This window comes from Methylibium sp. (assembly GCF_035762065.1).
GTDB lineage: Bacteria > Pseudomonadota > Gammaproteobacteria > Burkholderiales > Burkholderiaceae_C > Methylibium.
Genome location: NZ_DASTPW010000051.1, coordinates 17,254 through 39,773 on the forward strand (window position 1 = coordinate 17,254; position 22,520 = coordinate 39,773).

Consider the following 22,520-nt stretch of genomic DNA (forward strand, 5'->3'; position numbering starts at 1 on the left):
CGCGGCTTCACATCAACAGCGTGTTGCGGATCAGGCCAACCGCCAAGCCTTCGAGCTCGAACTCACCGCTGCCGGGCGTGACGACGATCGCCTCGAAATCGGGGTTTTCGGGCAGCAGTTCGATCTGGCCGCGCACCTGCCGGAAGCGCTTGACCGTGACGTCGTCGCCGAGCCGCGCGACGACGATCTGGCCGTTCTTCGCTTCCTTCGTGCGCTGCACCGCGAGCAGGTCGCCGTCGAGGATGCCGGCGTTGCGCATGCTCATGCCACGCACCTTCAACAGGTAGTCGGGCTTGCGGGCGAACAGCGTCGCCTCGACCGCGTAGGTCTGGTCGATGTGCTCCTGCGCGAGGATGGGGCTGCCCGCAGCGACCCGGCCGACCAGCGGCAGCATCAGCTGCGACAAGCTCGGCAGCGGCAGGCTGAACTGCTTGTTGCGCTGCTGGTTCAAGCTGCGCAGCGCGTCCGACTTGAGCCGGATGCCGCGCGAGGTGCCGCTGACCAGCTCGATCACGCCCTTGCGGGCCAGCGCCTGGAGATGTTCCTCGGCCGCGTTCGCCGACCGGAAGCCGAGTTCGGCGGCGATTTCGGCCCGGGTGGGCGGCGCACCGCTGCGCTCGATGGTGGTCTGCACCAGATCGAGAATCTGCTGCTGGCGGGCGGTGAGCTTCGGGGCGTCGTCTTCCACTGGCAGCTCCTGTGCAGTTGGGTGGCTCGCCGACTGTCGATCCATCCAGTGACTGGATTTTCATACAGCTTCGTGTCCGATGCCAAGCACTTCTTTGCCCGACGATCCCTTGTTCGACGACCGGCGTGTCGTCCTCCTGGCTACCGGCGGCACGATCGCCGGCACCGCCGCGTCGGCCACCGACACGCTCGGCTACCGCGCCGCGCAGATCGACGTGCGCGAGCTGGTTCAGGCGGTGCCGTCGCTCGCCGGCATGCCGCTCGATGCCGAGCAGGTGGCCCAGCTCGACAGCAAGGACATGGACTTCGACGTGATGCTGCGGCTCGCGCGGCGCGTCGCCCACCACCTGGCGCGCGAGGAAGTCGCCGGCATCGTCGTCACGCACGGCACCGACACCCTCGAAGAAACGGCCTGGCTCCTGCAGCGCCTGCTCGCGCCGGCCAAGCCGGTGGTCCTGACCGGCGCGATGCACCCTGCGACCGCCTTGCTCGCCGACGGGCCGCAGAACCTCGTCGATGCGGTCGGGCTCGCGCGCGAGCCGGCGGCGCAGCGGCTCGGTGTCGTCGTGGTGTTCGGCGGCCGGGTGTTCGCCGCCGCCCAACTGCGCAAGCGGCACGCATGGCGGCTCGATGCCTTCGGCGGGGGCGACGCCGCGCCGCTGGGCGAGATCGTGGCCGGGCGCGTCGGCCCGCTGCAGCCTGCGCCGCCGCACGCGCCGGCGCTGGGGCTCGAGCTGTTCGAGCCGCCGTGGCCCTGGGTCGAGATCCTCACCAGCGCCGCCGGTGCGGATGCGCGGGTGGTCGAAGCGCTGGTGGCGGCAGGCGTCGAGGGCATCGTCGTCGCCGGTACCGGCAACGGCACGGTGCATCACCGGCTGGAAGCGGCGCTGCTGGACGCGCAGGCGAGGGGTGTCGCAGTGCGGCGCTCGACGCGCGTGGCCAGCGGCGCGGTGCTCGATGCGGCGCCGCAGCCGATCGTCGCGACCCGCTGCGCGACGCCGGTGCAGGCGCGCATCGAACTGATGCTGGAGATCGCCGCCGGCCGCCGATGAGGCTGACGTTCGCCAGGCTCAGGCGCGCTTTGCGGCCCGCAGGCGTCGAGCCGGGGGCTTGATCACACCGCGCGCGCGCGGCTTCGGTAGGGCGGGCGGCGTGGACGCGGATGCAGCCGGCCCGCCGCCGTCCGATGCTTCGACGACCTCCGGCCGCCGCCAGGCGCCGGCGCCCTCGGCCGGCAGCGCGCTGTACTTCGGCGGCCAGTCCGCCAGGCGCGCGTGGCGCATCAACGCGACGCTCGAGTGAGGGCTGAAGCTGCGCTCGAAGACGTGGGTGATGCGGTGCCGGCCGAGCCTTTCGGTGATCACCACCGTCGAGCAGCGCGTGCCGTAGCGGCCGTCGGGACTGGCGATGAAGGACGCCGAAAGCATCCGTTCCACCTCGCGCGGCACGCCGGTCGAAGGCAGGCTGGCGTCGGCGGCCGGCTGGCGATCGGACAACGCTTCGAACAGCCGCGTCGCCAGGTCCTCGGCACGGGCCCCGGCCGGCAGCGCGACGACGGCTTCGCCAACCCGCGCCTTCAGCGCCTGGACCTTCGGCCAGGGCGTGTCGAGCGCCGCGTTGGAAAGACCGTAGAGCCCGCGGTCCAGGCGTCGCGGCAGCGTCGCCTCGCTGCTGGCCCAGAAACAGTCGCCGTGCGCGAAATCGGCGGCGATCAGGTTGAAGCCGTTGTAGCCCGACAGCGCGACTTCGGTCCAGAAGCGGTCGAGCGACAGGTCGCCGCGCAGCCAGCGCGCGACGATCGCGCCGCGCGACGGCGCCTTCGGATCCTGCGGCACGTCGCCGCGGCGCACGTTGGTGACCAAAGCGAGCCGGCCCGCGGCGTTCAGGCCGAGCCAGGTGCCGCCGGCCTGCAGGTCGCGCCCGCTGAGGATCTCCGGCGCGCCGGCCTCGGGCGCCCACCAGGCGAGCCGCGCGGTCGGGCGCTCGTGGAACTCGTCGCGGTTGGACGCGACGACCAGCGGGAAGCGCCGGCTCTGGTCGAGCGCGAGCGCTACCAGGCACATGGCACGAAGTGCTCGACGTGACGCTCGCCCGCAAGCCACGGCGCCAGTGCCCGGGCCGCAGCCTCGATGGCCGTGCGCAGCGCCGCGGGGTCGGCGCCGGCGGGCAGCGCGTAGGTTTCCATCCACGTCGTCTCGCCGCCGGGCTCGTCGGCGCGGCGCAGCAGCCGCGCGTCGAGCCCGGGATGCGCGGCTCGCAGCGTCCGGTGCATGTCGGCGACCGCGGCAGCCAGCGCCTGTGCGTGCGACGAGCGCACGCGGTAGTAGACGAACAGCTCGTGCCGCATCGGGACCGTCGCGGCGCACTGCGTCACGCGGCGGCGTTCTCGCGCGGCAGCGCGTAGGGAAGCGGGCGCTGTGCGAGCTCGGGGCCGTCGGCGGCGCCGAGGTGCAGGCGGCCATCGTCGAGCGCCGCGAGCTTCATCTCGACCAGCGCATCGTGGCCGCCTTGCGGCGACGGCGCCGCGAAGGCGACGAGGCCGCTCGGCTGCGCCGCATCGCCGCTCCACCAGACTTCCTGGCCGGCCCGAAGCGCCGGCGCTTCGGCGTGCAGCAGCACCGTGCGTCGCTTCAGCGTGCCGCGGTACTGGCTGCGCGCAACGACTTCCTGCCCGGGGTAGCAGCCCTTCTGGAAGTTCACGCCGCCGACCAGCTCGTAGTTCAGCATCTGCGGCACGAAGGCCTCGACGGTGGCGGCGACGACCGGCGCGATGCCGCTTCGCACCTCGAGCCAGTCCCAGGCGTCCAGTGGCAGCGCGGGCAGGGCGTTGGCCAGCGCCGCGGCATGCGCCGGTGCGCCGATCCACAGCCAGCGCGGCAGGCCGGCGGCGTCGGGCAGACGCAGGAGGTCGGCGCCGTCGACGTCGATGCGGCGCCACGGCCGCATCGACCCGGCCTCGGCCGGCAGTGCGGCCTGCGCGCTCGCGCCGGCCAGACCGAGCAGCGCCAGCTCGGCGCCCGCATCGTCAAGCTGCGCCTTCGCGCGCAGCACGAACATGCGCAGGCGCTTCAGCGTCGTGGGCAGGAGCTCGGCGCGGCACACCAGCCGGATCTCGTCGTGCGCATGCTTGCAGGCGACGAAGCTCGCCAGCATGCGGCCCTTCGGCGAGCAGTAGGCGGCGAGCCGGGCTTCGTCGAGCCCGAGCAGGCTGAAATCGTTCGTCAGCTGGCCGTGCAGGAAGCTCGCGGCATCGGCGCCGCGCACGCGGATCACGCCGCTGTGCGCGAGTGCCGCGGCGCCTTCGGGGCCACTCTGTGCAGGGTCGGAAACCATCGGCTCATTATGATCAGCGCCCCATGGCCAAGGCCCTCGCAACATCAATGCGCGCACTGCGGCGAGGGCTGCTGGCGCTGGTCATCCTCGCGCTCCTCGCCGTCATCGGTGCGGGCGCGGCGGCTTGGTGGTGGCTCGAGCGGCCGTTGCCGCTGGCCGGCGCGAACGCGGAGCTTTCGATCGAGGCCGGCACCTCGGTGCGCGGCATCGCGCAGGGCTGGGTGGATGCGGGGGTGCAGACGCATCCGGCGCTGCTGTACGAGTGGTTCCGCTGGTCCGGCCAGTCGCGCCAGATCAAGGCCGGCAGCTACGAAATCGCCGCCGGCGTCACGCCGGTCGAGCTGCTGCGCAAGATGGTCCGCGGCGACGAAGCCCAGGCCGCGGTGCGGCTGATCGAAGGCTGGACCTTCCGGCAGTTCCGCAGCGAGCTGGCGCGGGCCGAGGCGCTCAAGCCCACCACCGCCGCGATGAGCGACGAGGAGATCATGGCCGCGCTCGGCGCGCCCGGCCGCTCGCCCGAGGGCTGGTTCTTCCCCGACACCTACGCCTACAGCAAAGGCTCGACCGATCTCTCGGTGCTGCGCCGTGCGCACCAGGCGATGCGAAAGCGCCTGGACGCCGCCTGGGCCGAGCGCGCGCCCGACACGCCGCTGGCAAGCCCCGAGGACGCGCTGACGCTGGCCTCGATCGTCGAGAAGGAAACCGGCCAGCCGGCCGATCGCGGCAAGGTCGCGTCGGTCTTCGTCAACCGGCTGCGTATCGGCATGCCGCTGCAGACCGACCCGACGGTGATCTACGGCCTGGGCAGCGCCTTCGACGGCAACCTGCGCCGCCGCGACCTGCTCGCCGACACGCCCTACAACACCTACACCCGCGGCGGCCTGCCGCCGACGCCGATCGCGATGCCGGGCAAGGCCTCGCTGCTCGCGGCCGTGCGCCCGCAGGCGACGAAGGCGCTGTATTTCGTCTCGCGCGGCGACGGCAGCAGCGAGTTCAGCGAGACGCTGGCCGACCACAACCGCGCGGTCAACCGCTACCAGCGCGGCGGTGCGCGGCCATGACGGGCGGCTTCATCAGCTTCGAAGGCATCGACGGCGCCGGCAAGTCGACGCACATCGAGGCGATTGCCGAGCGGCTGCGCGAGCGAGGCCACATCGTGCTGCGCAGCCGCGAACCCGGCGGAACGCCACTGGCCGAAACATTGCGCGAGCTGGTGCTGCACCGGCCGATGGACGCGCTGACCGAGGCGCTGCTGATCTTCGCGGCGCGTCGCGACCACCTGCTCACGACGATCGAGCCGGCGCTCGCGCGCGGCGAATTGGTGCTCTGCGACCGCTTCACCGACGCCAGCTTCGCCTACCAGGGCGCCGGGCGCGGCTTCGATCTCGCGGTGCTGCGCGCGCTCGAAAGCTGGGTGCAGTCGAACCCGTCGAACCCCGGCGAATTGCGGCAGCCGCACTTGACGCTGTGGTTCGATCTCGACCCTGCGATCGCCGCCGAGCGCGTCGCGCGTGCGCGCGACAAGGACCGCTTCGAGCAGCAGGACCTTGCCTTCTTCACCCGCGTGCGCGACGGCTACCTGGCGCGGCTTGCCGCCGAGCCGGCGCGCTTCGTGCGCATCGATGCCGATGCGGCGCGCGAGGTGGTCGGCGCGCAGATCGACGCCGCCTTGCGCGCGCGCGGCTGGTGACATGGCGGGCGGGGACGAAGCGGCGGCGCTGCCGCCCTGGCTGGAAGCGCCGCTCGAGCGGGCGCTGCGCTCGGCGCGCGGGCACGCGCTGCTGATCCATGGGCCGCGCGGCGTCGGGCAATGGGAACTCGGTCTGGCGATCGCGCATGCGTGGTTGTGCGAGGCGCAGCCGGCCGACCGCATGGCGCACCGCGCCGCCTGCGGGCACTGCACGGGCTGCCGGCTGATCGCGGCCGGCACGCATCCCGACCTGCGCGTCGTCGTGCCGCCGGCCTGGCGCGAAACGCTGGGGCTGGCCGACGACGACGCGCAAGCCGACGACGACGCCGGCAAGTCGAAAGCCAAGCCGAGCAAGGACATCAAGGTGGAGGCCGCGCGTTCGATCGTCGAGTTCGCGCAGCAGACCGCGTCGCGCGGGCGCGGCAAGGTGGTGCTGCTGTTCCCGGCCGAGCGCATGAACCCGACGAGCGCCAACATGCTGCTCAAGACGCTCGAGGAGCCGGCCGGCGCGACGCGCTTCTTGCTCGCCACCGCGCAGGCGCAACGGCTGCTGCCGACGGTGCGCAGCCGCTGCCAGCCGGTGGCGCTCGGCATGCCGAAGGTCGAGCAGGCCGCGACATGGCTTGCCGCCCGCGGCATCGAGAAGCCCGAATGGCTGCTGGCTGCCGCAGGCGGCTCGCCGATCGAAGCGCTGCAGCGCTGGCAGCGATCGGGCATCGATGCGAAGACCTGGCAGGCGCTGCCCGCCGAAGTGCTGGCGCAGCGGACCGCGACGCTCGCTGCGTGGCCCTTGCCGCTGGCCGTGGACGCCTTGCAGAAGCTCTGCCACGACCTGCTGTGCGTTGCGGCCGGTGCCGCGCCGCGCTACTTCGATCGATCGGCGCTGCCTGCCGGCGGCGAAGTGCAGCGCCTCGGCGCCTGCGCGCGCGAGCTCGCCAACGCCGCCCGGCACGCGGAACATCCGTGGCATGCGCCGCTGGCGGTCGAGGCGCTCGTGCAGCGTGTCGCGGATGCGGCGCGCGGCCCTCGCGCCACGCGCACTGCGGCGAGCCCGATGACTACACTGGCCCGATGAGCGACGCCCCGATGTCCACGAAGGCTGCCACTGCCGGCGGGCAGGGTGCGCGGCCCAGCGTGATCCAGCTGGTGTTCCGAGAGAAGGGCGCGCTCTACGCCGCCTACATCCCGCTGTTCGCCGAAGGCGGGCTGTTCGTGCCGACCACGCGCGAATACAAGCTCGGCGAGGACATCTACCTGCTGCTCTCGCTGCCCGACGACCCGCAGCGCTACCCGGTGGCCGGCAAGATCGCCTGGATCACGCCGGCCAACGCCTCGGGCGGCCGCACCCAGGGCGTCGGCGTGCGTTTCCCTTCCGACGAGAAGACCCGCACGCTGAAGATCAAGATCGAGGAGATCCTCGGCACCGCGATCTCGTCGTCGAAGCCGACGCAGACCATCTGAGTGCGCGCACCGGCCGGCGGCCGGTGCTGCTTCTGCCGTGCCCCCTTGCTTGCGACCGCGATGTACGTCGATTCCCACTGCCATCTGAGCTTTCCCGAGCTGCAGGCCGAGCTGCCGGCGATCCGCGCGGCGATGGCCGCGGCCCAGGTCGACCGGGCGCTTTGCATCTGCACGACGCTCGAGGAATTCCCGCAGGTCCACGCGCTGGCGACCGCGCACGACAACTTCTGGTGCTCGGTGGGCGTGCATCCGGACAACGAGGGCGTCGCCGAGCCGAGCGTCGAGCAGCTCGTCGATCTTGCGGCGCGGCCGCGGGTCGTCGCGATCGGCGAGACCGGCCTCGACTACTACCGGCTCGGCGAGCGCAGCGTGGCGCAAATGCAGTGGCAGCGCGACCGTTTCGCGGTCCACATCCGCGCCGCGCGGGCGAGCGCCCGGCCGCTGGTGATCCACACCCGCAGCGCCAGCGATGACACCGTGGCGTTGCTGAAGGAGGAGGGCGCCGGCGCCGTCACCGGCGTCTTTCACTGCTTCACCGAGACGCTTGCCGTGGCGCGCGCGGCGCTCGACCTCGGCTTCATGGTCTCGTTCTCCGGAATCCTGACGTTCAAGAACGCCGCCGAACTGCGCGAGGTTGCCGCCTTCGTGCCGCTGGAGCGCTGCCTGATCGAAACGGACAGCCCCTACCTTGCGCCGGTACCGCACCGCGGCAAGACCAACAACCCGTCGTTCGTGCCCTTCGTGGCCGCCGAGATCGCGCGCATCAAGCAGCTGCCGGTCGAAGAGGTGGCCGAGGCGACCAGCCGCAACTTCGAGGCGCTGTTCGGGCCCGAAGTCAGCTCGGCCCACGCCTGAAACACAGTTCAAGCATTCGTTGAGCTAACGCGCCGCAAGCAGTAAACACAGTTCGCCGTGAACATGAAGAAGGTCGTCTATGCCGTTGTCGCAGCTTGCTTTTCGTGCAGTGTTAAAGCGGGTTCTTACGACGACTTCTTTCGCGCACTGATCCGCGACGATCCCGGCGAAGTACGAGCCTGGATCGACAAGGGCTTCGATGCGAACGCCCGCGATCCGAATGGCCAGCCGGCGATCGTGCGGGCCTTGCTGGTCGAGTCGTGGCAGACCGCGCTGGCGCTCGCGAAGGCGCCCGGGCTCGACCCGAACGCGCGCAACGCGAGCGGCGAGACGCCCTTGATGATGGCCGCGCTGAAAGGGCGGCTCGAGGTCTGCGAGGTGCTGATCGAGCGGGGCGCCGAGGTGGCGCCGGCCTCCGGCTGGACGCCGCTGCATTACGCCGCCGCCGGCGACTCGCTGCCTGTCACGCGGCTGTTGCTGCAGCACGGTGCCCGGCTCGACGCGCGCGCGCCGAACCGGCGCACGCCGCTGATGCTTGCGGCCCTGCATGCGAGCGAGGAGGTGATCGGCACGCTGCTGGCGACCGGTGCCGATCCACAGCTGCGCGACGAGAACGACGCCACCGCCGCCGACCTGGCTGCCCGCTCCGGTCGCGAGCGGCTGGCGGCCGCGCTGCGCGAGCGCGTCAAGGTCGATCCCCTCGAACGCGGTAACGCGCCGCGATGACGCCGTGTCGGATGAATTCCGACACGGCCTTTGGCGCGGCCCCGACTGGGCCGGCGTGAGGGCGCTGCCTACATTGAGTGCACCGTTCGATCCATGAGGTCCCCGATGCACACGACCGAAGTCCTGTCCGCCAATCCCTTCGCGCTCCTGATGGAGCCCGAAGTCGTGTTCGCGACGATCGAGAAGTCCGGCCGCCTCGGTCGCCTGCAAAGCCGCATCTGCCGGCCGCTCGACAAGCCGCTGATCCCACGCACCGCGGACGACGCGATCGAGCTCGACGACGAATTCGCCGCCGACGCGGCCGACGACGAGCGCCTCAGCTGAGCCTAGGCCGGCGCAGAGCCGGCTTGTTGCGTCAGCACCGTGGCCGCGCTGATGTGTGTTATGTAAAGTTAAAGCGATTCCTGCGAATCGCGATCAAGGCCTCGACTTCGCGACGAGCGTCAGCCGCTCCTCGTCTCCTCCATCCGACCACGCCGGCACGTAGGCGCCCCGCGCCCACCGGCGCATCTGGTCGGCGTGATGCCGGCTGAACGGCAGGCCGCTCTGGCCGCTGGAGACGACGAGCCGCGAGCGGCGCCGATCGTTCAAGTCGTACAGGGCCCGGAAGCTCGGGCCGTGCTCGTTGAGGTCGACCTCGCCGGTCGTGCCGTCGGGCCACAGCGTGGGCCGCGCCGCGTTGATGGTGAACGCATCGCCGCCGACCGGCACCCTCAACTCGAAGAAGCGCGCCAGCGCCGGCACGCGGCTGAACGGCCGGTGCTCGGCACGGGCCTGGTGCGCCTCGCCCCAGCGCCATTGCGCGACGTCCCTGCCCTGTCGGGCCTGGAGTTCGTCGAGCGCGTCGGTCAGCGCCGCATCGGCGCGGCTGCTGCAGGTTTCGATCGGGCGGGTTCGCTGGTCGTCGCACCAGCTGCGGTCGTCGCGCTCGACGACGCGCTCGAGCGCGTCCCGAAAGCTGCGCGAGCCGAGCTGGCGCGCGAACAGATCGGGGCCCAGGTCGTCCTCGAACACCCGGCGCGTCAGGTGGCGAACCCAGGCCGAAAAAATCAAGGGCGCGGCGCCGTCGGCCGTCATCGAGCCGTCGAAGGCCTTCAGCCGGCGCTGCGCGGCCTCGGCCAGCGCATGGTCCGGTCGCGCCGCCTGCGCGTACGGCAGCAGTCGCAGCGTCGCGAGCGAGAGCACGTCGGACTGCATCGTCGCGAAGCTGTCGAGGCTGTGCAGCGGTCGCGCCGTCAACAGCTGTTCGATGCGCTGCTGGCGGTAGGGCAGCGTCCATTCGCTGGTCAGGAAATGCGGGTATTCGGGGCCGTGGACGCGCTGGTTGGCGCTGGCGAGCCAGCCGCGCGCCGGGTCCAGTTCGCGCGGGGTCTCGGTGGCTGGAACGAACCCGGTCCAGCCGTAGCGGGCCAGCCAGCCGGGCGCCGGCGCAAGCCCTTTCAGATCGTTGTCCGGCGAGCGCAGCGGCACCCTGCCCGCCGACACCAGCGCGATGCGCTCGGCATCGGCGACCAGCATGTTCTGCATCGGCGCGACGTTCTTGCGTGACGCGGCGACGAAGCCGGCGACCGACGTGGCGCGGTTGAACGCCAGCCCGGCCTCGAGCGACGAGGCGGCCGCATCGTCGTCGAGGGCGGTCCAGCGCAGCGCGAGGGCGTAGCGCGTCGCGCCCTGGCCGGTGAGGCCGGCGGTGGCGGGCGTCTGCGCGTCGGAGATCACCGGCCCATGGCGCGTGCGCCGCGCGGTGAAGCTCACGTCGCCCTGCCCCTTGACGCGGATCGTCTCCTCGCGGGTCTCGAAGTCGTTCCAGCCGTCGGGCGTCTCGTAGCGGCTCGGCTGGCTCTGGTCGATGCGCTCGATGTAGAGGTCCTGCACGTCGGGCGCGGTGTTGGTGAAGCCCCAGGCGATGTCGCGGTTCTGGCCGAGAACGACGATCGGCAGCCCGGGCATCGTCGCGCCGGCCACGTGCAGGCCGGGCGCCTCCAGCCGCGCCAGGTACCAGAGCGCCGGGCTGCCGAGCTTCAGGTGCGGATCGTTGGCGAGCAGCGGCCGGCCGGTCACGCTGCGCTTGCCGGCGACCGCCCAGTTGTTCGAGCCGGTGCCTTCGACGTTCGCGGCCAGCGGATCGAACGGCAGCGTCGCTTGCGCCGTGCGCGGCGGCACCACTTCCGGGCCGTACACGCCGAGCGCCTTGTAGAGCGCCGCGTAGTCCTGCGTCTCCAGCGGCTCCTCGCCGGGGTAAGGCGGCAGCAGCTGACGGATGCGCGCCGTCGGCATCGACGCGGCCAGGCGCATGCGCAGCAGCTCGGCCTGCCAGTTGCCGCCGAGGTCCCAGGCCATCATGCCGGTCCAGCCGATGCTGTCGACCGGCGTCCAGGGCTCGGGCTGCAGGCCGAGCAGCACGAATTCCGGCGGCCGCGCGCGCAGGTGGTCGGCCAGGTAGGCATTGATGCCGGCGGTGTAGGCCTCGAGCATCTCGCGCAGCTCGAGCGAGGCCTGGCCCCATTGCCGTTCGGCGCTGGCGCGCACGCCGAGCGCGCGCAGGAAGCGATCGGTCTCGAGTGCGCTCGGCCCGAAGGCTTCGGCGAGCCGGCCGGCCGCGATGCGCTTGTGCGTCTCCAGCTGCCACAGCCGGTCCTGCGCATGCACGAAGCCGAGGCCGAACCAGGCGTCCTGCGGCGAGCGCGCGCGGATCGTGGGGATGCCGTGCGCGTCGCGCTCGATGACGATGTTCGCCTTCACGCCCGCGACCGGCAAGGTGCCTTGCGTCACCGGCAGCGCCTGGCTCGCGTAGAGCCCGGCCGCGCCGGCGGCGATCGCGAGCAGCGTCGCGAGGCCGAGCAGGATGCGCTTGGGCCAGCTCACGCCTCAGCCGCCGCGCAGGTAGTCGCCCTTGCCGAGCTCGACCCCGTTGTGGCGCAGCAGGCCGTAGGCGGTCGTCACGTGGAAGAAGAAGTTCGGCAGCGCGAAGTGGCGCAGGTACTGCTCGCCGGTGAACTGCAGCGGGTCGCGGCCGCGGATCGGCACGCTGACGGGCTTGTCTTCGCTGCCGTCGACCGAAGCCGCCGGCACCGACTCGATGAACGCCAGCGTCTGCGCGATGCGCTGCTGCAGTTGGGCGAGCGTCTGCTCGTCGTCGGCGAACTTCGGCGCCTCGATGCCGGCCAGCCGCGAAAGGCCGAACTTCGCGGTGTCGCAGGCGATCTGGATCTGGTTGCGCAGCGGCAGCATGTCAGGCGCGAGCCGCGCGGTGAGCAGCGTGTCGGCGTCGAAGCCCTTGGCCTTGGCATGCGCCTGGGCCTTGTCGAGCCACTTCGAGAGGTTGCGCAGCATCGTCTGGTAGATCGGCGCGGCGGCCGAGTGCATCGTGATCGACATGGGCGTCTCCGGGTGGGTCGTGATCGGGGAGCGCCAGCATGCCAGCCTTGGCGCTGCGCCGCAGGGCCGCGCGGCACAATGAATCGGCCATGAACATCGTGATCCTCGACGACTACCAGGATGCCGTGCGCAAGCTGGCCTGTGCGAGCCTGCTCGACGGCTACAGCGCGAAGGTCTTCACCAACACGGTCAAGGGCATCGGCCAGCTTTCGGTGCGCCTGCGCGACGCCGACATCGTCGTGCCGATCCGCGAGCGCACGCCCTTTCCGCGCGCGCTGGTCGAGAAGCTGCCGAGGCTCAAGCTGATCGCCCAGACCGGCCGCGTCGGGCCGCACATCGACGTCGAAGCCTGCACCCGCGCGGGCATCGCGGTCGCCGAAGGCGGCAGCACGCCGACCGCCACCGCCGAGTTCACCTGGGCGCTGATCATGGCGGCGATGCGCCGGCTGCCGCAGTACATCGCGAGCCTGAAACATGGCGCCTGGCAGCAGTCGGGGCTGAAGTCGCAGTCGATGCCGGCCAACTTCGGGCTGGGCGTGCTGCTCGAAGGCAAGACGCTCGGCGTCTGGGGCTACGGGCGCATCGGCCAGCGGGTCGCGAACTACGGCCGGGCCTTCGGCATGAAGGTGATCGTCTGGGGCAGCGAGGCCTCGCGCTACAAGGCGCGCGCGGAAGGCTGCGAGGCCGCGTCGTCGCGCGCGGCATTCTTCGAGGAGGCCGACGTGCTGAGCCTGCACCTGCGGCTGGCCGAGGCCACCCGCGGCCTGATCGGCTTCGACGACCTCTCACGGATGAAGCCGGCCGCGCTGTTCGTCAACACCTCCCGCGCCGAGCTGCTGCAGGACAACGCGCTGGTCGCCGCGCTCAACCGGGGCCGGCCCGGCATGGCGGCGATCGACGTGTTCGAGTCCGAGCCCATCATGGCCGGCACGCCGCTGCTGCGGCTCGAGAACGTGATCTGCACGCCGCACCTCGGCTTCGTCGAACTCGACCACTACGAGCGGATGTTCCGCACCGCGTTCGAGAACGTCGTCGCCTTCATCGCGGGCGCGCCCGCGAACCTGGTGAACCCCGAAGCGCTGCATGGCACTCGCGCCTGAGGCAGTCACCCCCGCGACCGCGACGATTCCCGGCGCCGGGCATTCGCTCGCGTCGTCGCGCTGGGCGCTGCTGTACGGCAACTTCGTGATCGGCTGCGGCGTGATGGTCGTGCCCGGCTCGCTGAACGACCTGACGCGCTCGCTCGACGTGAGCGTCGCGATCGGCGGCCAGCTGATCACCGCGGCGGCGATCGTCATGTGCCTCGGCGCGCCGCTGATGGCCGCGGCCGTCGGCCGCATCGATCGGCGCCGGCTGCTGGTGCTCGCGCTCGCCTGGTACGGCCTGGGCCACCTGCTGTGCGCGCTGGTGCCGAGCTATGCCGCGCTGCTGCCGGTGCGCGCGGCCACGATGCTGGCCGCCGCCGTCTTCACGCCCCAGGCGGCCGCGGCGATCGGCTCGCTCGCGCCGCCGGCCGAGCGCGGCCGTGCGATCACCTTCGTCTTCCTCGGCTGGTCGGTCGCCTCGGTGTTCGGACTGCCGCTGCACAGCTACATCGGCGAAGCCTTCGGCTGGCGCTGGGCCTTCGGGCTGGTCGCGCTGCTCGCGGCGATCGGCGCGGTGTGGCTGCGGGCGGTGATGCCGGGCGGGATCCGCCCGCCGGCGATGGACCTGCGCGCGTGGAAGCGGATCTTCACCGACCCGCTGCTGATGGCGATCGTCGCGGTGACCGCCGTCGCGGGCTCCGGCCAGTTCACCGTGTTCGTCTACTTCGCGCCCTACTTCAAGCAGGTGCTCGCCGCCGACGCCACGCAGATCAGCCTGATGTTCGCGGCCTTCGGCGCCTGCGGCTTCATCGGCAACGTGCTGCTGTCGCGCCATGTCGATCGCGTCGGCGCCGGCCGTGCGGTCGCGGTGCTGCTCGTGATGGTCGCCACGACGATGCTGCTGTGGCCGCTGGGCACCAGCCTGCCGCTGCTCTTGCTCGTGATGCTGCCGTGGGCGTTCAGCTTCTTCGCCTGCAATTCGGCGCAGCAGGCGCGGCTGGGCGAGGCGGCACCGGCACTCGCGCCGGCGCTGATGGCGCTGAACACGTCCGGCATCTACCTCGGCCAGGCGGTCGGTGCGGCCAGCGGCGGCGCGATGGTCGGCGCGCAGGGCGCGAGCGGCGCGGCCGCGTACGCCAACCTGCACTGGGTCGCGCTCGGCTGGAGCCTCGTGGCGCTGGCGCTCAGCCTGTGGGCGAGCCGGCAGTGCCGGCTGCGCGCAGCCGCCGCTTGATCAGCCGCGGCCGCGCTGCCGCACCGCTTCGTAAAGGCACACGCCGCTGGCGACCGAGACGTTCAGGCTCTCGACCGCGCCGGCCATCGGCAGCGCGACCAGCTCGTCGCACGTCTTGCGCGTGAGCTGGCGCAAGCCGGCGCCTTCCGCACCGAGCACCAGCGCGAGCGGCCGGCGGAGATCGGCGTCGTAGAGGCCGTGCGGCGCATCGTCGGCGGTGCCGACGACCCAGACGTTGCGCTCCTTCAGCTCGCCCAGCGTGCGCGCGAGGTTGGTGACCATGAAGTAAGGCACCGACTCGGCGGCGCCGCTCGCGACCTTCGCGACCGTCGCGTTGACGCCGACCGCGTGGTCTTTCGGCGCGATCACGGCCTGCGCGCCGGCGCCGTCGGCCACGCGCAGGCAGGCACCGAGGTTGTGCGGATCCGTCACGCCGTCGAGCACCAGCAGCAGCGGCGTGCCGCCCTCGCCTTCGACGCGGTCGAGCAGATCGTCGAGCGACTTCGCCGCCGGCAGCTCCGCCACCTTTGCGACCACGCCCTGGTGCCGGTGCGTGCCGGCAAGCGCCTGCAGCCGAAGCTCCTCGCTCTCGATCAGCCTGATGCCCGCCTCGCGCGCGCGCTCGACGAACTGGCGCATGCGCGCGTCGCGCCGCGTCGCGTCGATGTGCACCTCGGCGACGGAGCCCGGCGCGGTCTTGATGCGCACCGTCACCGCATGGAAGCCGAACAGGATCCGCGCCATCAGACGATGCGCCCAGAGCGACTTCGCAGGCGACGACGGGCAGCGCGCGTGCCTTGCTTCGCAACGGCTGGCGCGACCGCGCTCACGTGATGCGCCCAGCTTCGATGCGGATCTGCCGATCGCAGCGCGCAGCGATCGATCGATCGTGCGTCACCAGCACCAGCGTCGTGCCCTGCTCGCGGTTGAGCTCGAACATGAGCGCCATCACGCGCTCGCCGGTGGCGAAGTCGAGGCTGCCGGTGGGCTCGTCGGCGAGCAGCACCGCCGGCTTCACGACGAAAGCGCGCGCCAGCGCGACACGCTGCTGCTCGCCGCCCGACAGCACCTTCGGGTAGTGGCCGAGGCGCTCGCCGAGGCCCACGCGCTGGAGCATCTCGGTCGCCGCCGCGCGCGCATCGCCGCGGCCTTGCAGCTCGAGCGGCAGCATCACGTTCTCGAGCGCCGTCAGGTTCGCCATCAACTGGAAGCTTTGGAACACGAAGCCGAGCTTCTCGGCGCGCACCGCGGCACGGGCGTCCTCGTCGATCGCGAAGAGATCGCTGCCGGCCAGCATCACGCGGCCCTCGCTCGGTACGTCGAGCCCGGCGATGATCGCCAGCAGGCTGCTCTTGCCTGAGCCCGACGCTCCGACGATCGCGGCCGACTCGCGCGGCGCGAGCATGAAGTCGATATCGTGGAGGATCGTCAGCTCGCCCGAAGCATCGCGCACGCGCTTGCTGAGGTGTTCGACGGCGATGATCGGCGCGGCCTTCGCGTCGGCTACTGCGGCATTCATGGATGCGGGGATCGGACGACGATGGCTTCGGGGCGGCGGCACTGTATCAAGCGACTCGCAGCGCTCGCGCTGCTCGGCCCCGCGGCCATCGGCCGGGCTCAGGCAAGCAAGCCGGTGGTGCTGGTGCTCGGCGACAGCCTCTCGGCCGAGTACGGCCTGCAACGCGGCAGCGGCTGGGTCGCGCTGCTGGAGCGCAAGCTCGCCGACGAGAAGATCGCCGCGAGCGTCGTTAACGCCAGCATCAGCGGCGACACGACCGCCGGGGGCCGCGCGCGGCTCGCGGCGCTGCTGGCGCAGCACAGGCCGGCGGTCGTCGTGATCGAGCTCGGCGGCAACGACGCGCTGCGCGGCCTGCCGCTGTCGGGCACCGCGGCCAACCTCGCCGCGATGACGCGCGCCGCGAAGGCCGCCGGCGCGAAGGTGCTGCTGCTGGGCATGCAGGTGCCGCCGAACTATGGCCGCCAGTACAACGAGGACTTCGCGGCGATGTACGCGAAGGTCGCGAAGGACGAGAACGCGAGCCTGCTGCCCTTCTTCCTGAAGGACGTCGGCGACACGCCGAAGGCGCCCGAGCTGTTCCAGAGCGACCGCATCCACCCGAACGAGAAGGCGCAGCCGACGATGCTGGCGAACGTCTGGCCGCTGCTGCGGCCGCTGCTGCGCTGAGCTTCAGTCGTCGGCGCTCGCGTCGAGCCCGGGGAACAGCACCTCGGTGAAACCGAAGCGCGAGAAGTCGCGCACGCGCATCGGGTAGAGCTTGCCGATCAGGTGGTCGCATTCGTGCTGCACGACGCGGGCATGGAAGCCCTCGGCATCGCGGTCGATGGCCTGCCCTCGCGCATCGAAGCCGGCGTAGCGGATGCGCCTCCAGCGCGGCACCACGCCGCGCAGCCCGGGCACCGAGAGGCAGCCTTCCCAGCCCTCCTCTTCTTCGTCGGCCAGCGGCGTGATGAGCGGGTTGACCAGCACCGTGCGTGGCACCGGCGGGGCCTCCGGATAGCGGCCGTTGCGCGTGAAGCCGAAGATCACGACCTGCAGATCGACGCCGATCTGCGGCGCGGCCAGGCCGGCGCCGTTGGCCGCTTCCATCGTGTCGAACAGGTCGGCGACCAGCGCGTGCAGCTCGGGCGTGTCGAACGCGCGCACCGGCTGCGCGACGCGCAGCAGGCGCGCGTCGCCCATCTTCAGGATCGGACGGACGGCCATGGTTCCGGTGCTTGTGGGACGAGCGCCGAGGATAGCGAGCGCCGGAAGCCTCAGGTCGCCGCGTGCGGCAGCCCGCCCTGCCGGCGCCGCTGCAATTCGTCGGCCCAGCGCGCGCCGCTGCGGCGCAACGGCGTCTCGATCAGCAGGTAGGACAGCACCGCCATGCCCAGGCCCAGCGCGGCCGCCATTGAAAGCCGCAGCCATGGCGAGACGCCCGGCCACAGCAGGTTCGCCAGCGTGATGGCGAGGAAGTGATAGAGGTACAGCGAGTAGCTGATCGCGCCGAAGAACAGCATCGGCCGGCTTTCGAGCAGCGCGCGCAGGCCGCCGAGTGGCCGACCGCGGGTGGCCAGCGCGCACATCAGCGGCAGCAGCGCGACGCCCTGCAGCGAGTAGCGCAGCGTCTCGCGCCACGCCTCCTGCCGCACCACCAGCGTGACGAACAGCAGCACGAGACCGGCCGCCACCATCGCCGGCTGCCCGAGCGCATCGACCAGCCGCTTCACACGCGCCTCGCCGGGCCGCTGCGCGCGGTGCATCGCCGCGCCGAGCCAGCAGCCGAAGGCGATCGAGTCGAGCCGCGTGTCGCTGGCCATGAAGATCCGGTCGTTCGGCATCTGCTCGAGGCCGATGCCGAACACCAGCACGCAACGCCACAGCAGCGAGGCCACCATGAAGCCGAGCAGCGCCTGCTCCAGCCGCCGCGGCTTGTGCAGCAGCGCGAGCAGCACCAGCGGAAAGACCAGGTAGAAGTGCTCCTCGACCGCGAGCGACCACACCACCGCCAAGGGCGAGACGATGGCGTCCGGCCCCAGCACCACCGTCGGCGCGAACAGGTTGAAGTAGTTCGCGTAGTAGAAGAGCGCGGCACCGATCGCGCTCCAGGGCAGCTCGACGCCGCAGACCTGCAGCAGCAGGTCGCACGTCAGCACATAGACCAGCAGCGCCGGCGTCAGCCGGAAGAAGCGCCGCAGGTAGAACGGACCCAGCGCGATCGGCCCCTGTGCAGCCTGCGTGAGCAGCATGCGCGTGATCACGAAGCCCGAGATCACGAAGAACACCATCACGCCGAGCCCACCCGGCACCCAGTGGTACCCGGCGTCGCCGAGCAGGTGGCTCGCCATCACGAGCAGGACGGAGGCGCCGCGCAGGCCGTCGATCGCGGGCAGTCGGGGGTTGCGTGCATGCATCGGGGTCGGTCTTCCTTCGGTGTCAGTCGAGGAGCGGGCGCAGCGCGGCGAACCAGCGGTCGGCCATCCATTGCGATCCGGTGGTGGGGTTCGGGTGGACGCCGTCGAGCGTCCAGCGGCTGTCGAAACCGCTCGCGTGGTCGACGACGATCACGCGCGAGCGCGGCGTGTCGTGCTCGCGCGCCCACCGTGGGATCGCCTCGTTCAGCGCGCGCACATCGACGCCGTTGGCCATCGGCACGATCTGCGCAACGAGCAGCGTGACCTGCGGGTTGCGCTCGCGCGCCGCCGCCAGCACCGCCCCATAGGCTTCGAGGATCCGCGCCGGCGCGATGCCGCCCCAGCGATCGTTGGTGCCGAAGTGCATCAGCACGATGTCGGGCGCATCGTTCTGCGGGCCGAACCAGGCCTGCAGGTCGCGCCGGTCGCCCGCGAGTCCACGGCGCGACGGCTCGCCGGTGCCGGCCGGCTTCAGCAGGTCGGTGACGCGGTAGCCGCCGTGGCCTTCGTGGTTCCAGTCCTTGCCGGGCGGCGACAGCGGGCCGCCGCGCGAGCCGACGAAATCGACGTCGAGCCCGAGCTGGCGCAGTCCCGCGTAGAGCAGATCACGCCAGCAGCAGGCTTCGGTGATGGAGTCGCCGAGTGGCATCACGCGGATCGGGCGCTCGGCCGCGCGCGATGCCGCCGCCGCGCAGGCGAGCGCGAGCGTGAGGCCGAGGGCGGCGAAGCAGCGGGGCAGGAAGGGCGGCGTCATCGGGGCGGCGCGGCCGGCCCGGCCGGCAGCGCAGCGAGCCACGGCAAGCCGGCGACCTGCCCGGCCCGCCGCGCCCGTCGATGTAATCAGACGCAAGCTGCCGGCGCCCCGGCCCTGGGGCGCGGCCGGATGTGCGTTACAGCACGGTACGCATCGGCCGCCTCGCGGCGGTGTTCAGCGCTTCGGCAGCAGGGCCAGCAGGCCGGCTTCGTCGATCACCGGCACGCCGAGCGCCTGGGCCTTGTCAAGTTTGCCGCCCGCTTCGCTGCCCGCGACCACGAATCGCGTCTTCTTCGACACCGCGCCGGCCACCTTGCCGCCGGCCGCCTCGATCAGCGCCTTGGCGTCCTCGCGCGACAGCGTGGAAAGCGTGCCGGTCAGCACGAAGGTCTGGCCGGCCAGCGGCTTCGGCGTGGTGTCGGCCTCGCCTTCGTGCTCGTCCCAGACGATGCCGCAGCGGCGCAAGCCTTCCACCACCTCGCGGTTGTGGGGCTGCGCGAAAAAGGTTCGGATGCTCTCGGCGACGATCGGCCCGATGTCGGCGACCTCCAGCAACTGCTCGACGCTCGCGTCCATCACCCGGTCGAGCCTGCCGAAATGCCGCGCCAGGTCTTTCGCGGTCGCCTCGCCGACCTGGCGAATCCCCAGCGCGAACAGGAAGCGCGCCAGCGTGGTGCGCTTGCTGCGCTCGATCGCGTCGACCAGGTTGCGCGCGCTTTTCTCGGCCATGCGCTCGAGGCCCGCCAGCGTCGCGGCGTCGAGTCGGTACAGGTCGGGCAGCGTCTTGACGTGCGCCGGCCGCTGTTCGCCATCGGCGCCCTCGCCGACCAGCTGCTCGACCAGCCGGTCGCCCAGGCCTTCGATGTCCATCGCGCGCCGCCCTGCGAAATGCAGCAGCGCCTCCTTGCGCTGCGCGGCGCAGAACAGGCCGCCGGAGCAGCGGTAGTCGATGCTGCCGCGTTCGCGCACGACGGCGCTGCCGCAGATCGGGCATTCCCGCGGCATCGCGAAGTTCTTCGATCGGGCCGATCGGGCACCGGGCACGCGGCCGACGATCTCCGGGATCACGTCGCCCGCGCGCCGCACGATCACCTGGTCGCCGACGCGCACGCCGCGCCGGCGCAGGTCGAAGCGGTTGTGCAGCGTCACGTTGCTGACGGTGGTGCCGCCGACGAACACCGGCTCCAGCTTCGCCACCGGCGTCAGCTTGCCGGTGCGGCCGACCTGCACCTCGATCGCCTTCAGCCGCGTCGTCTGTTCCTGCGCCGGGTACTTGTGCGCGACCGCCCAGCGCGGCTCGCGTGACTTGAAGCCGAGCTGCGCCTGCAGCGCGCGGTCGTCGAGCTTGTAGACGACGCCGTCGATGTCGAAGGGCAGCGCGTCGCGCTTCGCGGCGATGCCGGCGTGGAAGGCCGCGAGCCCTTCGCCGCCCTCCGCGACCCGCCAGTCGTCGTTGACCGGCAGCCCAAGCGCCTTCAGTGCTTCGAGCAGCTTCGACTGCAAGGGCGGCGCGTCCCAGCCGTCGACCGCGCCGAGCGCGTAGGCGAAGAAGGACAGCGGCCGCTGTTTCGCGATGCTCGCGTCGAGCTGCCGCACGATGCCGGCCGCGGCGTTGCGCGGGTTGACGAAAAGCCGCGCGCCGGCCGCGCGCTGCCGCTCGTTGAGCGCCTCGAAGGCATCGCGGCGCATGAAGACCTCGCCGCGGACCTCCAGCACCTTCGCATCGACGCCGGGCAGGCGCTTCGGGATCGACGCGATCGTGCCGACGGTGTGCGTCACGTCCTCGCCGGTCTCGCCGTCGCCGCGGGTCGCGGCCTGCACCAGCCGTCCGCTTTCGTAGCGCAAGCCGATCGCGAGGCCGTCGAACTTCAGCTCGGCGCAATAGGCGAGCGCCGGTGCGTCGTCGGCCAGCTTCAGCGCGCTGCGCATCGACGCATCGAAGCGCAGCGCGCCGGCCGCGGTGGTGTCGGTCTCGGTCTTGATCGACAGCATCGGCACCGCATGCCGCACCGGCTGCAGGCCTTCGAGCACGCCGCCGATCACGCGCTGCGTCGGCGAGTCGGGGGTGATCAGTTCGGGGTACGCGGCCTCGATCGCTTCGAGCTCGCGAAACAGCGCGTCATAGTCGGCGTCCGGGATTTCCGGCGCATCGTGGGTGTAGTAGCGCTCGGCGTGGTGCTTGATCTGCGCGCGCAGCGCCAGCGCGCGCCCGGTGGCTTCGGCGAGCGACGACGGCCCGACCATCGTCCTAGCTGAACAGCCGGCGTGCCGCCGGCGAGCCGGCCGCGAGATCGCGCTCGGCCAGCGCCGTGTAGAGGCGTTCGAGCTCCTTGCCGATCGACTCGAAGGCGGCGGTGTTCAGCGCCTGACCGCGGTCGTCGAGCAGGCTCGCGTCCAGCGCCAGCGACAGCGCCTCGCCGGCCGCGCACCAGGCAACGAAGGGCTGCTCGTCGCGCGCCGTCTGCGGCGCGTCGAACACGAGGCGCAGCTCGCGCAGCGGCGCGTTCTGAGGTTCTTCGGCAAGCGCGGCCTGCGCATCGAACTGCAGCAGCAGCACCGGCGGCGCGCCCGTGTCGGCCGCCGGCAGCACCAGCCGGCCGGGCAGCACGCCCGGCACGAAGCCGTGGCGCTGCGCGTGCTGCTGCACATAGCCAAGCGTCCACGCGGCGCGGCCGCAGGCCAGGCGCATCACGAGCTGCGCGTCGTGGTCGGCGGCGAAGGCGTCGAGTTCGCGGGCGCGCGCGACCGCATCGAGCATGTCGGGGAAATCGACCGCGGCGCCGAGGCCGTCGGCGAAGGCCTGCACCTTCTGCACGAACTCCGAATACTCGATCTCGTTGAGCGCGCCCGCACGGTTCGCAAGCTGCACCCCGGCCTGGAACTCGCCGTAGCGGCGGCCGGGCTGCAGCGTCTCCCAGGTGCCCGTCTCGGTGTCGAGCCCTTCAATCAGCAGCGGCTTGTTGCCCGCGCGGCGTGTCGCCGGCAGGTGCGCGATCGCGGCCTCGCCGGCGATCGGCTGCTCGATCGTGAGCTGCGCGATCGCGTCGAGCAGCGCGTCGAGCGCCGGCGCGGTGCGCACGAGCGGCCGCGGCGGCGCGACGAAAGCCGGCTCGATGCGCTCGGGCGCGCCGGCCTCCGCCGGCGGCGCGTCCGCCTCCGCGCGCAGCACCTCGGCGACGACGCCCTCGCCGTCCATCGGCGCCATCGGCCCGAGCTGCGGCTCCACCAGCTCGCCCGGCTCGACGCGGCCCGCTTGCAGCGGCGCCGCCGGCTCCGCGCGCGGCTTCGTGCCGCGCAGGCGCCATGCGGTGTGGGCGCCCAGCCCGGCGAGCAGCAAGGCGCCGAGGATCGCCAAGCCCGCCTGCAAAGAAGTCATCCGACGACCATTCGGAAACGGCCGAA

24 protein-coding genes are annotated in these 22,520 nt (G+C 71.9%); 11 read left to right on the forward strand and 13 right to left on the reverse strand.

Features of this window, described 5'->3' with window-relative positions:
• Positions 1-7: 7 nt before the first annotated feature.
• Entirely contained in the window at positions 8-688 is a 681-nt protein-coding gene (gene lexA, locus VFR90_RS15925; RefSeq protein WP_326407142.1) for a transcriptional repressor LexA, read from the reverse strand.
• A 94-nt stretch (positions 689-782) separates the two neighbouring features.
• Here lexA and VFR90_RS15930 point away from each other — a divergent pair, with 94 nt between their 5' ends.
• A complete protein-coding gene (locus VFR90_RS15930) occupies positions 783-1,739 on the forward strand; it encodes an asparaginase (RefSeq protein WP_326407143.1) in 957 nt (318 codons plus the stop codon).
• A gap of 18 nt (positions 1,740-1,757) precedes the next feature.
• Here VFR90_RS15930 and VFR90_RS15935 read toward each other — a convergent pair whose 3' ends face one another.
• From VFR90_RS15935 to ygfZ, 3 genes are read right to left on the reverse strand one after another with little or no spacing between them, the layout of a single operon-like run.
• The gene (locus tag VFR90_RS15935; protein WP_326407144.1) at positions 1,758-2,750 is read right to left on the reverse strand and encodes an NRDE family protein; all 993 of its coding nucleotides are present in this window, start codon (positions 2,748-2,750) and stop codon (positions 1,758-1,760) included.
• Positions 2,738-3,034, reverse strand: coding sequence for a DUF4936 family protein (locus VFR90_RS15940; protein ID WP_326407145.1), 297 nt, complete (start codon positions 3,032-3,034; stop codon positions 2,738-2,740). The genes VFR90_RS15935 and VFR90_RS15940 overlap by 13 nt, the downstream gene beginning before the upstream one ends.
• Positions 3,035-3,057: 23 nt before the next feature.
• Positions 3,058-4,020 (reverse strand): CAF17-like 4Fe-4S cluster assembly/insertion protein YgfZ, encoded by a 963-nt coding sequence (gene ygfZ / locus VFR90_RS15945; protein WP_326407146.1) that lies wholly within the window; start codon positions 4,018-4,020, stop codon positions 3,058-3,060.
• A 23-nt stretch (positions 4,021-4,043) separates the two neighbouring features.
• Between ygfZ and mltG the strand changes: the two genes are divergently transcribed.
• The 7 genes from mltG (at position 4,044) to VFR90_RS15980 (ending at position 9,076) form a co-directional block, all read left to right on the forward strand.
• Positions 4,044-5,081 carry an endolytic transglycosylase MltG gene (gene mltG, locus VFR90_RS15950; protein WP_414676548.1) on the forward strand — a complete coding sequence of 346 codons (1,038 nt, stop codon included), beginning with the start codon at positions 4,044-4,046 and terminating at the stop codon, positions 5,079-5,081.
• Positions 5,078-5,710 carry a dTMP kinase gene (gene tmk, locus VFR90_RS15955; protein ID WP_326407147.1) on the forward strand — a complete coding sequence of 211 codons (633 nt, stop codon included), beginning with the start codon at positions 5,078-5,080 and terminating at the stop codon, positions 5,708-5,710. The genes mltG and tmk overlap by 4 nt, the downstream gene beginning before the upstream one ends.
• A 1-nt stretch (position 5,711) precedes the next feature.
• Positions 5,712-6,785, forward strand: a complete 1,074-nt coding sequence (locus VFR90_RS15960; protein ID WP_326407148.1) for a DNA polymerase III delta subunit-related protein — start codon at positions 5,712-5,714, stop codon at positions 6,783-6,785.
• Positions 6,782-7,171, forward strand: a complete 390-nt coding sequence (locus VFR90_RS15965) for a PilZ domain-containing protein (protein ID WP_326407149.1) — start codon at positions 6,782-6,784, stop codon at positions 7,169-7,171. The genes VFR90_RS15960 and VFR90_RS15965 overlap by 4 nt, the downstream gene beginning before the upstream one ends.
• 60 nt (positions 7,172-7,231) lie before the next feature.
• A complete protein-coding gene (locus VFR90_RS15970) occupies positions 7,232-8,026 on the forward strand; it encodes a TatD family hydrolase (RefSeq protein ID WP_326407150.1) in 795 nt (264 codons plus the stop codon).
• Positions 8,027-8,089: 63 nt separating this feature from the next.
• Complete coding sequence (locus tag VFR90_RS15975; protein ID WP_326407204.1) at positions 8,090-8,752, forward strand: ankyrin repeat domain-containing protein; 663 nt, start codon at positions 8,090-8,092, stop codon at positions 8,750-8,752.
• Between the two features lie 105 nt (positions 8,753-8,857).
• On the forward strand, positions 8,858-9,076 hold the full coding sequence (locus tag VFR90_RS15980; protein WP_326407151.1) for a hypothetical protein: 219 nt from the start codon (positions 8,858-8,860) through the stop codon (positions 9,074-9,076).
• A gap of 93 nt (positions 9,077-9,169) precedes the next feature.
• Here VFR90_RS15980 and VFR90_RS15985 read toward each other — a convergent pair whose 3' ends face one another.
• Together VFR90_RS15985 and VFR90_RS15990 are read right to left on the reverse strand one after the other, a co-directional pair.
• Complete coding sequence (locus tag VFR90_RS15985; protein ID WP_326407152.1) at positions 9,170-11,617, reverse strand: penicillin acylase family protein; 2,448 nt, start codon at positions 11,615-11,617, stop codon at positions 9,170-9,172.
• A 3-nt stretch (positions 11,618-11,620) separates the two neighbouring features.
• Positions 11,621-12,130, reverse strand: coding sequence for a DUF1993 domain-containing protein (locus tag VFR90_RS15990; protein ID WP_326407153.1), 510 nt, complete (start codon positions 12,128-12,130; stop codon positions 11,621-11,623).
• Between the two features lie 89 nt (positions 12,131-12,219).
• On the opposite strand from VFR90_RS15990, the gene VFR90_RS15995 reads away from it, so the two are divergent.
• On the forward strand, positions 12,220-13,230 hold the full coding sequence (locus tag VFR90_RS15995; RefSeq protein WP_326407154.1) for a D-2-hydroxyacid dehydrogenase family protein: 1,011 nt from the start codon (positions 12,220-12,222) through the stop codon (positions 13,228-13,230).
• Positions 13,214-14,449: an MFS transporter gene (locus tag VFR90_RS16000; protein ID WP_326407155.1), complete on the forward strand. Its 1,236-nt coding sequence runs from the start codon at positions 13,214-13,216 to the stop codon at positions 14,447-14,449. Before VFR90_RS15995 ends, VFR90_RS16000 begins: the two co-directional genes overlap by 17 nt.
• Here the strand turns inward: VFR90_RS16000 and rlmB are convergent, their stop codons facing one another.
• Both rlmB and VFR90_RS16010 read right to left on the reverse strand, forming a co-directional pair.
• Positions 14,450-15,193, reverse strand: coding sequence for a 23S rRNA (guanosine(2251)-2'-O)-methyltransferase RlmB (rlmB, locus tag VFR90_RS16005; RefSeq protein ID WP_326407156.1), 744 nt, complete (start codon positions 15,191-15,193; stop codon positions 14,450-14,452).
• Positions 15,194-15,275: 82 nt separating this feature from the next.
• A complete protein-coding gene (locus VFR90_RS16010) occupies positions 15,276-15,968 on the reverse strand; it encodes an ABC transporter ATP-binding protein (RefSeq protein ID WP_326407157.1) in 693 nt (230 codons plus the stop codon).
• A 21-nt stretch (positions 15,969-15,989) separates the two neighbouring features.
• Here VFR90_RS16010 and VFR90_RS16015 point away from each other — a divergent pair, with 21 nt between their 5' ends.
• On the forward strand, positions 15,990-16,634 hold the full coding sequence (locus tag VFR90_RS16015) for an arylesterase (RefSeq protein WP_326407158.1): 645 nt from the start codon (positions 15,990-15,992) through the stop codon (positions 16,632-16,634).
• A 3-nt stretch (positions 16,635-16,637) separates the two neighbouring features.
• On the opposite strand, the gene def is transcribed toward VFR90_RS16015, so the two are convergent.
• The 5 genes from def to VFR90_RS16040 form a co-directional block, all read right to left on the reverse strand.
• Positions 16,638-17,174 (reverse strand): peptide deformylase, encoded by a 537-nt coding sequence (def, locus tag VFR90_RS16020; protein WP_326407159.1) that lies wholly within the window; start codon positions 17,172-17,174, stop codon positions 16,638-16,640.
• Between the two features lie 50 nt (positions 17,175-17,224).
• Entirely contained in the window at positions 17,225-18,364 is a 1,140-nt protein-coding gene (locus VFR90_RS16025) for an acyltransferase family protein (RefSeq protein ID WP_326407160.1), read from the reverse strand.
• Between the two features lie 22 nt (positions 18,365-18,386).
• Entirely contained in the window at positions 18,387-19,118 is a 732-nt protein-coding gene (locus VFR90_RS16030; RefSeq protein ID WP_326407161.1) for an SGNH/GDSL hydrolase family protein, read from the reverse strand.
• 174 nt (positions 19,119-19,292) lie between these two features.
• The gene (ligA, locus tag VFR90_RS16035) at positions 19,293-21,362 is read right to left on the reverse strand and encodes an NAD-dependent DNA ligase LigA (protein ID WP_326407162.1); all 2,070 of its coding nucleotides are present in this window, start codon (positions 21,360-21,362) and stop codon (positions 19,293-19,295) included.
• A 4-nt stretch (positions 21,363-21,366) separates the two neighbouring features.
• A complete protein-coding gene (locus VFR90_RS16040) occupies positions 21,367-22,494 on the reverse strand; it encodes a cell division protein FtsZ (RefSeq protein WP_326407163.1) in 1,128 nt (375 codons plus the stop codon).
• Between the last annotated feature and the right edge of the window lie 26 nt (positions 22,495-22,520).